The organism is Nonlabens sp. (genome assembly GCF_039941875.1).
Lineage (GTDB): Bacteria > Bacteroidota > Bacteroidia > Flavobacteriales > Flavobacteriaceae > Nonlabens.
Genome location: NZ_JBDVDQ010000003.1, coordinates 64978 through 77166 on the forward strand (window position 1 = coordinate 64978; position 12189 = coordinate 77166).

Genomic DNA, 12189 nt, shown 5'->3' on the forward strand with positions numbered 1-12189 from the left:
AATGGGTGAATGGATAAGATGGTTTACCACCCTAACCATAAAAGATGCGCATACTTCTAGTGTTATTCCAATTATGGAATAACAGGAAACAAAATAGGCAGCCTTTAAAAGACTGCCTATTGAAAATTGCGACTGTTAACTGAAATCTATTCTTCTAGTTGCCAAGTGTTATTTTCTTTATTCACATCGGCCATCATTCCTTTAGGGTCTATGGTGACACTTCTTATGTTTTTCATATCAACACCGTCTAATTCTAGATCATAAGTTGGGTATGCCCATGCCCAGTCTGCAACAGTAGTTACATTTCTAGCTACTTTCTTCTCGCCACGCATTTCTTCTAATGGTATGTAATACATTTTTGTACTACCGTCATTCATAGTTACTTCTATGTCTAGTGGCATAGGCATTAATCCATTTCTTTTAAGAGTAATTACATCTACACCATCTAGTGTGCTCATATTTTCTACAGAGTAATCGATAGTGTTTGTAGTCATAGTCCAGTCTCTTAAATACCATTCTAGGTCAAAACCGCTTATACGCTCCGCAACTCTCTTAAAGTCATTAGGATCTGGATGCTTAAATTTCCATGTATTGTAATATTCTTTGATAATATCATCACGTACTTCCTCACCTACTACATAACCTAATTGTGCCATAAAAACAGCACCTTTAGAATATGCTGTTGTACCATATGCGGCGTTATATACATAACGATCTGCATGAGTAGTTTGTGGTTGCTCTTTACCAGAATTTGCAAGACCTATATAACCTCTATAAGAACCAGAGTTAGGATTTTCTTTACCTTCATTAAAAGCAGCATTCATGGCATAGTTAGAAATATAAGTAGTAAAACCTTCGTCCATCCACTCGTCTTTTACCTCGTTAGTCGCTAGAATATGGTTGAACCATGAGTGTGCAAATTCATGAGCAGTTACACCAGCAAGACTTCCAAAACTACGTTCACCTGTGATTAAAGTACACATAGCATACTCCATACCACCATCACCACCTTGTATAACAGAGTATTGCTTGTAAGGATAATCACCTACATGCTCATTATAATACTTTAAGAACTCGTTAGTTTTAGGTTGTAATTTTTTCCAATTCTCTTTAATCGCCTCATTATCTTTATAGAAAAAGTGAAGATCTACTCCATTTGCTCCTTTATAGATATCGTGGATAAAATCTTTATCTGCTCCCCATGCAAAGTCATGTACTTGTGGTGCTTTAAAGTGCCATTTTAATTTTCCGTCTTTACTTTTTGCAGGACCAGAATTTGCTTTGTCATAACCATGACCTATTTCTTTAGGGTTTTGTAAGTAACCAGTTCCACCTACAGTGTAGTCTTTATCGATAGTAAGTTCTACATCAAAATCTCCCCATACACCATGAAATTCACGACCTATGTAAGGACTGGTATTCCAACCGTATTTATCAAACTCGGCCATTTTAGGATACCACTGTGTCATAGAAAGTGCTACACCTTCTTTATTATTACGTCCACTTCTTCTTACTTGTACAGGAACCTGACCGTTAAAATCTAATTCTAGTGTAGTAGACTCACCTGGAGCAAGAGACTTTGCTAGTTTTACAACCAGTACAGTTCCTTCTTCGTCTGCAAGTACAGCCTTACCATCTTGTGTCATGTTACTCACATGTAGATAACCTATTTCATGAGGTTCTAATGCTGCAATACGAGAACCTACTCTTCTATCAGGGTCTGCAATAGTGCGAGAACGTACGTCCATCTCACTACCTGGCTGGAAAGCGTTAAAAAATAAATGATAATACACACGATCTAGTGTCTCTGGAGAATTGTTAGTATAAACCAGTTTTTGCTTACCAGTATATTGATAACGGTCCACGTCCATATTTACATCCATGTCATAGTTAACATGTTGCTGCCAGTATGTACCAGAACTAGCGTCCTGACTAGAGACTACATTTTTAGAAGAACTACAACCTGCTAGTGCAATAGCAGCTGTAAGAATCAAAGCTATTTTTTTCATGAGATAATTTTATTGCTGCTAAGATAAGGATAACGTAACTGAACTCGAATTTGAAGTTAAAAAATGATTAACGATTAGAGGTTTTGATTTGTTTATGCTGCAAGAAAATACATAGTTAAATTTCATTTTTTACAATCCATTATCAAAATTCTACAACTCAGTCATCCTTAATTTTAAAAAGTCTTCATTGGTCGCAAGTTTGTTTTATCAAACCATACGATATGAAAACGCTTTTCTCGATTATTTTTCTCTTAACTACCTCTTTCATTTTTGCGCAAACCACTGTTTCAGGTGTGGTATTAGATGAGGAAAAAGAACCTGTTATGGGTGTAAATGTTTACCTAGAAGGAACTTATGATGGTACTACTACAGACATGGATGGGAAATTCTCATTTTCTACAGAAGAAACTTCGACAGGAATATTAATTGCCAGCTATATAGGTTATGAAGATTATAGATTAGAAGCTCTTATAGTAGATATGGTGGGTTTAAAATTACGCTTTCGCGAAAGCTTAAACGCATTAAACACCGTCGTCCTAAGCGCAGGAAGTTTCAGTGCAGGAGATAGTTCTAAGGCTAGTGTTTTAAAACCGCTCGATATAGTGACTACGGCAGGTGCGGTAGGAGATTTTGTAGGAGCATTACAAACATTACCAGGTACGTCTAATAATGCAGACGATGGACGCCTTTTTGTACGTGGTGGTAGTGCAGAGGAAACTCAAATTTTTATTGATGGAGCTCGTGTTTTCAGACCCTTTACTCCTACTACAGGTAACATTCCTACACGTGGTCGTTTCTCACCATTCTTATTTGACGGTATTTCATTTTCTACTGGTGGTTATAGTGCAGAGTATGGAGACGCGCTGTCTAGTGTATTACTTTTAAATACAAACGATGTGCCCAAAGAAGAAAAAACTGAAATAGGAATCATGAGTTTAGGAGCTAATTTTGGGAACACAAAAATTTGGGGTAAAAACAGCATTAGTTTAAATGCCCAATACATTAACCTAGCTCCGTATAATGAGTTGATTCCTCAAAACAATCAATTTGAAAAACCCTATCAGTCTCTTAATGCCGAAGCTGTTTTTAGACATCAATTTGATAAAGGACTTTTTAAAGCATACAGTGCATATTCTTATAGTGATCTTGCACTTATTCAAGAAGATGTGAACATTGAAGAAGGTTTCTATTTTGGATTAAGAAATAGAAATTATTATGGTAATTTAAATTATAACGGTTATTTATCAGACAGTTGGAATATAGAAACTAGTTTAAGTCTAGCACATGACAATAATGACATGATCATAGAAAACACAAAAATAGATGCGGTAGAAAATGCACTGCATGCCAAATTTAAATTGCAAAAACGATACAATAATTACTTTAAACTTAACATGGGTGTAGAACAGTTTCTTATTAATTATAAGGAAGATGTGCTCATGGAAAACGACACATTTGAAACCGGTATTAATCATGGAATAACAGGTGCTTTTACAGAGGCTGAGGTATTTGTTTCTAAAGATCTTGCCTTTAAAGCAGGTTTGCGTGGCGATTATTATGGAGCAAGCGATCAATTCAAAATTTCACCACGATTAAGCGCCGCGGTAAGCATCAATCCATTTTCACAATTCTCACTAGCATATGGTAATTTTTATCAATCTGCTCAAAATAATGTGCAACAGTATGACAAAGATCTCCAGCCAGAAAATGCCCAACATTACATCGCAAACTTCCTTTTTAAAAAGAACGATCGCATGTTTAGAGCAGAGGCTTATTATAAAAAATACGATCAGTTATTAACATACGACACGACACGTGTACAATTTGATAGCGATTTAAGTAACGATGGTGATGGTTATGCAACTGGACTGGATTTATTCTGGAGAGATGAGAAATCTATTAAAAATCTAGATTATTGGGTAAGTTATTCTTACTTAGATACGCAGCGACAGTTCCGTAATTATCCTGTAGAGGCGACACCTAGTTTTGCAACAGATCATAACTTCAGCCTGGTGACTAAATACTGGATAGAAGATTTACAGTCACAAATAGGAGCTACCTTTAATTATTCTAGCGGCCGTCCATTTACTAATGCTAATAAGACAGGTTTCTTAAACGATAGAACCAGCTCGTTCCAAAGCCTTAATTTTAATTGGGCATACCTTATTGATCAACAAAAGATTTTATACTTCTCGGTTTCAAATGTGTTGGGTAGGGATAATGTTTTTGGTTATCAATACAGCGACACGCCAGATGTTCAAGGACAGTTTAACCGTCGTACGATAGGCCAGGCAGCAGACCGTTTCTTTTTCGTAGGTTTCTTTTGGACCATAGGTGGCAGCGATAACCAGCTGGATAATCTTTAAGAATTAACAATATCAGTATTTACAAATCGCAAACACCCAATTTTTATTTTCACTCGAGGGAATTGCCGATAAGCAAAGGGTGTTTTCATTTAAGTAAAAATCTTAAAAGAACAACTCAGATACTGGTTTCTACAGTTGGGTGGATTCCGCTTTCGCGAAAGCGAGATCGCTACTATCATTGTATCATAAATCAAGTAAATTAACTATTATGAAAACTATAATCACCACTTTAGTTCTATTCCTTACACTAAGTCTTACTGCACAAACTGGCTATGAAAAAGCCATGAAAAAAGGATTGCAATTAATGCAAACAGATTTACAGGCAGCATCACAACAATTTGAACGTGTCGCAAAAGCCGAAAAAGAAAATTGGTTACCATCATACTATGCGGCGCTGTGTAACATAAACAGCAGTTGGGGTCAAAATCCAAAAGAACAAACTTTATTAACCATGAATAAGGCGCAGGAATTTATAAATGATGCAGAATTGCTATCTGAAAACAACCCAGAAATAATGGTATTACAAGGCATGTTAAATACCTGCTGGATTCAATATGACAGCCGTGTTTACGGCATGAAACTGTCTGGTGAGACTAATGCGATTTATGAAAAAGCGATTCAAATAGCTCCAGAAAACCCAAGAGTAATAAGCAATAGAGCGAGATGGTTAATGGGTAGTGCAAAATTCTTCGGTAAAGACATTACTCCATATTGTGGTGAAGTAGATAAAGCGATTGCATTATTCAATAAAGAAGAGGCAACTGGTTTTGAACCTAATTGGGGAATAAATGGTGCGATGGATGCAAAAAAAGAATGTGAGTAAAAGTTTTTCTTTCCAGCATTGCGAACACCCATCTCTTGTCTTCCCTCAAGGTAAGATGATATACCTAGATTTTAATAATCTATTCGATATAGCTCATTATTCAGGTTTTCCCTTGAGGGAAATGTCCGCAGAACAAAGGGTGTTTGCGGTGGAGTAAAAAGTACCAGAGTAGATAAATCAAAAATCAGATATCGTTAATCTCTAATCTTTAATCGATTCCCGCTTTCGCGAAAGCGAATCCCTACTAAATCATTTTATTAGATAGAAAACGAAATATTTTAAAATTACTGTACGTTATCTAGTTGCACCTCAATTAGTTTCTATAATTTTATAGAAATTCTCAACTAACCACTAATTACCAACTGATTTTGATTAAAAAAGCACTTTTATTTCTGTTTTCGTTGCTTGTTCTTGCTTCATGTAATAACAAAACTGATGAAGAAAAACTCCAAGAACAACAAAATGAATTGTTTAAATTTAGGGAATACGTCAGTCAGGTTTCTGATCATGTAATCTCTACTAGAGAACCTATTGTTATAAAATTAACCGAACCTGTAGAAGGGTGGACTGCAGGTAAAGAACTAGATGCTAGTTGGGTGAAACTAGACCCTAATGCTTCTGGTAAGTTAACTGTTCTAGATGCACAAACGGTATCTTTTTTACCAGAAAAACCTTTAAAAGAAGACACGGAGTATGAGGTAAAGTTTAAACTAGATAAAGTAAGAGAGGTAAGCGACGATTTAAAAGAATTTACTTTTAATTTTAAAACCATTGCTCAAGATTTTATAGTAAGTACAGACCCTGTAGGAAGTTATCAAAGCGATTATCAATATATCAATGGTACCATACGCTCTAGCGATATCATGGATTTAGAAAATGCAAAGCAATTAGTTAATGCGACATTAAATGGTAAAAATCTAGCGGTAAAATTTCCTACCACAACGGCATTAGGTAAATATTTTGAGTTTAAAATAGACAGCATACAACGACCGGTAGAAGATGGGCAAGTAGAGATTTCATGGAATGGAAATAGTATAGGCGTGGCCGATAAAGGTAATAACACCATTACTCTACCTGGTAAAAACAGTTTTTCTGTTACGGACATAGAACTGGTTAATGGAGATGTACAGTACATTTTAATTAACTTTTCTGATCCTATAAAAAAGGGACAAAATCTAGATGGAATGATCCAGATAGAAGGTGTTGATAAAATGAAATTTGAAAGTAGTGGTAACGAGCTTAAGGTATATCCATCAAAAACGGTTACCGGTTCTAAAAAAGTGGAGGTTTTTACTGGTATTTCTAGCATGGCTGGCTATAAACTTAAAAATGGTTTTTCTAGCTTTATTGCTTTTGAACAAGTAAATCCAGAAGTAAAACTCGTAAGATCGGGAACCATTTTACCGTCTTCTCAAAATTCAAAAATTAATTTTAAGGCGGTTAATCTTAATGCAGTAGATGTTTGGGTTTATAAAGTATTTAATAATAACGTACTTCAATTTTTACAGAACAATAATATAGGTTCTATAGTTAATCTACGTAATGTAGGTAGACCAGTTGCTCGTAAAGTAATAGATATTAAAGCCACTGGTAATGATGTAAATAAATGGAATACTTATTCTGTAGATCTTAGTGAGGTGATCGCTCCAGATCCTGGAGCTATTTATAGAGTAGAGTTTAAATATAAACTGGCGTACAGCGCTTATAAATGTGAGTACACGGCAGAAAATCAGCCAGAGGTTGAAGAAATAGATTACGACGATTCTTTTGAGGCTAGTAGTTGGGATGGTGCTCAAAATTACTATTATGATGATGAGTACGGTTATTATGATTATAACTGGAGAGATCGTGAAGATCCATGTTCTCATTCTTTCTATAGAAATAAATCAGTTAGTACAAATGTCCTAGCAAGTGATTTAGGTATAACCGTTAAAAAAGGAAATGATAATAGTTACTTAATAGCCGTAAATGACATTATTACTACTCGACCTTTGGGTGGTGCACAAGTAAAGCTATATAACTTTCAACAGCAAGAAATAGCTAGTTCACGTACAGATAATAAAGGGCTATTAGATATAAGACTAGATAAACCAGCATATTTTGCAAAGGTTACTTATAATAATCAATATGGATATGTAAAACTAGACGATGGTCGTGCACTGTCGGTAAGTAAATTTGACACTTCTGGTAAAAGATTAAGTAAAGGAATTAAAGGTTACATCTATGGAGAAAGAGGTGTGTGGCGACCTGGAGATAATATTTACCTGACCTTTATGCTTAATGATGCCGATAATAAATTACCTAAAGGTCATCCTATTAAATTAGAATTAAGAGATCCTAATGGTAAAATCACACATAGTGATGTACAAAAAAACGGACTTAATAATTTCTACCAGTTTGATTTAAAAACAGATGATAACGCACCGACAGGAAACTGGAATGCAAAAGTTGAGGTAGGTGGTGTTACTTTTAATAAAACACTTAAAATAGAAACCATTAAACCTAACCGTTTAAAGGTGAAACTATATTTTGATCAAGAAATAATAAAGTATGGAGATAATGTATTCGGTTCTTTAAATGGTATGTGGTTGCACGGTGCAATTGCCAAAGGTCTTAAAGCAAATATTACGGCAAAGTATTATGCAACTACCACAAGTTTTAAAAAGTATGAGAGCTATGTTTTTGATGATCCGTCAAGATATTTTGATCTACAAGAATCAGAGATTTTTGACGGTCAGTTAGATCAAAGTGGTAACGCTAGTTTTGATTTTGAACCTAACATGGATTCCCAAGCACCAGGAATGTTAAAGGCTAGTTTTCTTACTAAGGTGTATGAAAACGGAGGAGATTTCAGTACAAATGTGACTACTAAAACCTATTCTCCATACGATACTTATGTAGGTATCGATGTACCACCAGGAGACAAGCAAAGAGGAATGTTACTTACAGATACAGATCATAAATTTGATGTAGTAACTGTAGATCAAAGCGGTAAGCCTAAGGCAGCTAAAAACCTTGAGGTAAAAGTGTATAAAGTAAACTGGCGCTGGTGGTGGCAGTCTCAGTCAGGTAGCCTTTCTAGATATGAAGCTCAAGAATACCGAGAAGAAGTTTATAACAACACGATCAATACCAACTCTAGCGGTAAAGCAAGTTTTAATTTCTCTCTTAAATATCCAGAATGGGGAAGATATTTAGTGCGCGTTTATGATCCAGAATCAGGACATTCTACTGGTAAAATTATTTATGTAGACTGGCCAGGATGGGCAGGAAAAAGCCGTAAAGTAGATCCAGAAATGGCATCTATGTTAATCTTTAATGCAGATAAAAAAACCTATAAAGTAGGCGAGAATGCAAAAATTACATTCCCATCTACCGCTGGTGGACGCGCATTAATAACCGTAGAAAATGGAACAGAAGTTCTAGACGCACAATGGGCAGAAACTAAAGACAAACAAACAGAGGTGAGCATACCGCTCAATAATCTTTATGTTCCTAATGTGTATGTGCATATCACTTATTTGCAACCCCATGCACAAACAGCAAACGATTTACCTTTAAGAATGTACGGTGTCATACCATTGTTAGTAGAAAATGCTGCGACACATCTAGAACCACAAATTAAGATGCCTAAAGAACTAGCTCCTAAAACTAGTGCTAAGGTTACCGTAAGTGAGAAAAATAACAAAGCCATGACCTACACACTGGCCGTTGTAGATGAAGGGTTACTAGATCTAACTAATTTTAAAACACCTAATGCATGGGATACGTTCTTTGCCCGTGAGGCGCTAGGAGTGAAGACATGGGACATCTTTGATGATGTTATCGGTGCTTATGGTGGTCGTATAGATGCGGCATTTGCCATAGGCGGTGATGGTAGCGCAGCAGCTTCTAAGGCTAAGAAAGCAAATAGATTTAAACCTATGGTTATTCACTTAGGTCCATTTACACTTCAACCAGGCGAGAAAAAAACGCACACTATTAACATACCTCAATATGTAGGTTCTGTGCGCACGATGGTAGTAGCTGGTAATGACCGCAGTGAAGCCTACGGTAGTGCCCAGGTTGCTACTCCAGTAAAGAAACCATTAATGATGCTGGCATCGCTTCCGCGAAAGCTGTCACCTGGAGAAACAGTAAAATTACCGGTAACTATTTTTGCTATGGATGATAAGGTAAAAGACGTAAAAGTGACCTTAGAAAACTCACCATTCTTTGAGTTATTAAATGGTAATACGCAGCAATTAAAATTTACAGAAACTGGAGATCAAATTGCTTATTTTGATGTAAAAGTTAAGAATGCATCTGGAATTGCAAAGTTAAAACTCTCTGCTAGAGGTAATGGCGAGACCGCTGCTTATGAGACAGAAATAGATGTGGTAAACCCTAATCCGTATAGTACGATTTCAGAGAAAGCAATCCTTAAAGTTGGAGAAACCGCTACTATTGCAGTAAAACCATTTGGAACAAGAGGTAGCAATGCATCTACGATTTCGTTTTCTAGTTTACCAGCTATGAATATAGGTAAACGATTAAATTACTTAATACGTTATCCACATGGTTGTGTAGAGCAAACAACTAGTGCAGCATTTCCACAATTGCACCTTTCTAGCGTGATTGATTTAAATAGTAATCAACAAAAGGAAATCAGTTCTAACATAAAGGCAGCAATAAATAAATTAGGTTATTACCAAAAAGCAAATGGTGGTTTTTCTTATTGGCCAGGCAGTGGTAGTGTAAATGACTGGGGTACTACTTATGCAGGACATTTCATTATCGAGGCAGAAAAAGCTGGTTATACAGTTCCTATTTCTTTTAAGTCTAACTGGATTGCTTATCAAAAAAGAGTAGCAAAACAATGGCGTTATAATAATCATAATGACTTGTACCAAGCTTATAGATTATACACACTAGCAGTAGCAGGCGCACCAGACTTATCTTCTATGAACCGCTTACGCGAAAACTCGAACCTATCCAACGATAGTAAGTTGAGACTAGCTGCTGCCTATGCATTAGTAGGTCAGAACAAGGCGGCCGAAGAGCTTCTTTCAAAGAGTAATATAGATTTCCAACCTAAGAAATACGATTATAGAACCTATGGATCTCCACAACGTAATCGTGCAATGGCGTTAGAAACCTATACGATTATGAAAAAGGATGAGCGTGCTAGAAAACTTATGGAAGAAATGGCTAGAAACTTAGATTCTGACCGTTATTATAACACTCAAGCACTTGCTTATAGTTTTATCGCTATCAGTAAATATGCTGACCACGTTGGAGGAAAAGGAGTGAATGTAGAATATACTTTTAAGGGAATAACTAATACAGTTTCTACTATAAAAAGCATCGCAAATCGCAATCTAGATATAGATGAAAATCAAACAACTGTTACCGTAAAAAACAACGGAAACAACACTATTTTTATAACCAATGCAATGACAGGTAAATTACCAGTTGGCACTGAAAAAACCGCACAAAGTAATTTAAAAGCTACCATTACCTATACCGATAAAGATGGGAATGCGGTAAATGTAAGTAAGGTAACGCAAGGAACAGAAATCACCGCAGTAACTACTATTACTAACACAACTGGTTCTAGAATTGAAGATGTAGCACTTACTCAAATTTTACCATCAGGTTGGGAAATAGTAAATACTCGATTTACGGATTATGGAGCGCAAGAAACTAACAACAGTATAGAATACACGGACATAAGAGACGATCGTGTCAACTATTATTTTGACCTAAAAGGTAAAGAAACACTCACTTTTAAAACTACTATTAATGCCTCTTACTTAGGTAAATATTATCTACCAGGCCTACAATGCGAGGCAATGTATGATGCAGATTATATAGTCCGTAATAAAGGACAGTGGATAGAAGTGGTGAGGTAAATAATTTTAATTACGATTTTTAAGCTTTCCCCTTTTTTAAATGGGGAAAATTTAATTCGTGTACGAATTAAATAAGGGGTTTTGCGGTGTTGGAATATTCGGAGAACTTTCATTCTTACAAGAATAGAGAGTTTACAAATACATGGTGTCAAACCCTTTTCGTTTATCGCTGTCGCTTCTAAATCTCTTTCCCTTCGTCTGAAGGGAAATGCTTCTTACTTCTGAGAATAATTAATTTTTAAGATTTATAATTAAGATATAAAATGCATCTATCAAGTCACAATATTGAATTGCAAAACCCAAGTTGGAATTTTATTCAAGATGCGATAAAAAATATTGTTACGCATCTAATATTGACTAATAAAAATGGGGATTACGTTCAATGTATTGGAAATGCGCAAGAGCTTATCATTGAATATCGAGTTAATTCGAATTTAAAATTTAAACATTTTGTAATAGGAAGAGGTGAAAATATAAGTCCATTAAAAGTAACTTGGGTAGTATTACAAACTACTTCAGGGGAAATAATGGTACAACAAGAGGAAATTCTCAATATTAGTGATGCCGAAATAGTATTTGAGGAATTTTATAATAACAATACAATTTCAGGAAATTTCAATAAACGAAATGTCACTAAATTGTACCTATAAGATTGATCTATTAAGATATGACTCCTTACTACGCCGTAATCTTTACTTCTAAAAAAAAGAATAGTGATCCAGCCTATAATCAAATGGCAGAACTTATGGAATCGCTCGCTGTACAACAAGATGGTTACATGCATCATGATTCGGCAAAAAACGAGATAGGAATTACGGTTTCTTATTGGAAATCTCTTGAATCTATTTCTAAATGGAAGTCACAATTAGATCATCAAACGGCTCAAAAACTAGGTAGAGATAACTGGTACGAGTGGTATAATGTGAGAATTTGTAAGGTGGAACGTGAGTATGAGTTTGAGAAGAAATAATTCTTCTCGACCATATTAAAAACTCCTCGCCTTAGAAAAGGCGAGGACAGATTAGCTAGCTTTGCTAGCAATCAGGAGTGGTTGAAAAGTATTTTTTTTGATTCTATAAAGCTATTTAGTTAAAACC

At 35.6% G+C, this 12189-nt stretch carries 6 protein-coding genes; 5 read left to right on the top strand and 1 reads right to left on the bottom strand.

Going from position 1 to position 12189, the window contains the following annotated elements; genetic code table 11:
• Nucleotides 1-146: 146 nt before the first annotated feature.
• Nucleotides 147-2009, bottom strand: a complete 1863-nt coding sequence (locus ABJF08_RS00695; RefSeq protein ID WP_348114129.1) for a M1 family metallopeptidase — start codon at nucleotides 2007-2009, stop codon at nucleotides 147-149.
• 221 nt (nucleotides 2010-2230) lie between these two features.
• On the opposite strand from ABJF08_RS00695, the gene ABJF08_RS00700 reads away from it, so the two are divergent.
• The 5 genes from ABJF08_RS00700 to ABJF08_RS00720 all read left to right on the top strand — a co-directional run bounded on the left by ABJF08_RS00700 (nucleotide 2231) and on the right by ABJF08_RS00720 (nucleotide 12062).
• Nucleotides 2231-4375 (top strand): TonB-dependent receptor, encoded by a 2145-nt coding sequence (locus ABJF08_RS00700; RefSeq protein ID WP_348114130.1) that lies wholly within the window; start codon nucleotides 2231-2233, stop codon nucleotides 4373-4375.
• A 208-nt stretch (nucleotides 4376-4583) separates the two neighbouring features.
• Nucleotides 4584-5198, top strand: a complete 615-nt coding sequence (locus tag ABJF08_RS00705) for a hypothetical protein (RefSeq protein ID WP_348114131.1) — start codon at nucleotides 4584-4586, stop codon at nucleotides 5196-5198.
• 368 nt (nucleotides 5199-5566) lie between these two features.
• Nucleotides 5567-11092, top strand: a complete 5526-nt coding sequence (locus ABJF08_RS00710) for an MG2 domain-containing protein (protein WP_348114132.1) — start codon at nucleotides 5567-5569, stop codon at nucleotides 11090-11092.
• Between the two features lie 263 nt (nucleotides 11093-11355).
• Entirely contained in the window at nucleotides 11356-11742 is a 387-nt protein-coding gene (locus ABJF08_RS00715) for a hypothetical protein (RefSeq protein ID WP_348114133.1), read from the top strand.
• Nucleotides 11743-11759: 17 nt separating this feature from the next.
• Nucleotides 11760-12062, top strand: a complete 303-nt coding sequence (locus ABJF08_RS00720) for an antibiotic biosynthesis monooxygenase (protein ID WP_348114134.1) — start codon at nucleotides 11760-11762, stop codon at nucleotides 12060-12062.
• Nucleotides 12063-12189: the final 127 nt, after the last annotated feature.

Excerpts from the sequence above, each read along its gene's own strand:
- ABJF08_RS00695 (WP_348114129.1), bottom strand. The coding sequence starts at position 2,009 with ATGAAAAAAATAGCTTTGATTCTTACAGCTGCTATTGCACTAGCAGGT.
- ABJF08_RS00700 (WP_348114130.1), top strand. The coding sequence starts at position 2,231 with ATGAAAACGCTTTTCTCGATTATTTTTCTCTTAACTACCTCTTTCATT.
- ABJF08_RS00705 (WP_348114131.1), top strand. The coding sequence starts at position 4,584 with ATGAAAACTATAATCACCACTTTAGTTCTATTCCTTACACTAAGTCTT.
- ABJF08_RS00715 (WP_348114133.1), top strand. The coding sequence starts at position 11,356 with ATGCATCTATCAAGTCACAATATTGAATTGCAAAACCCAAGTTGGAAT.
- ABJF08_RS00720 (WP_348114134.1), top strand. The coding sequence starts at position 11,760 with ATGACTCCTTACTACGCCGTAATCTTTACTTCTAAAAAAAAGAATAGT.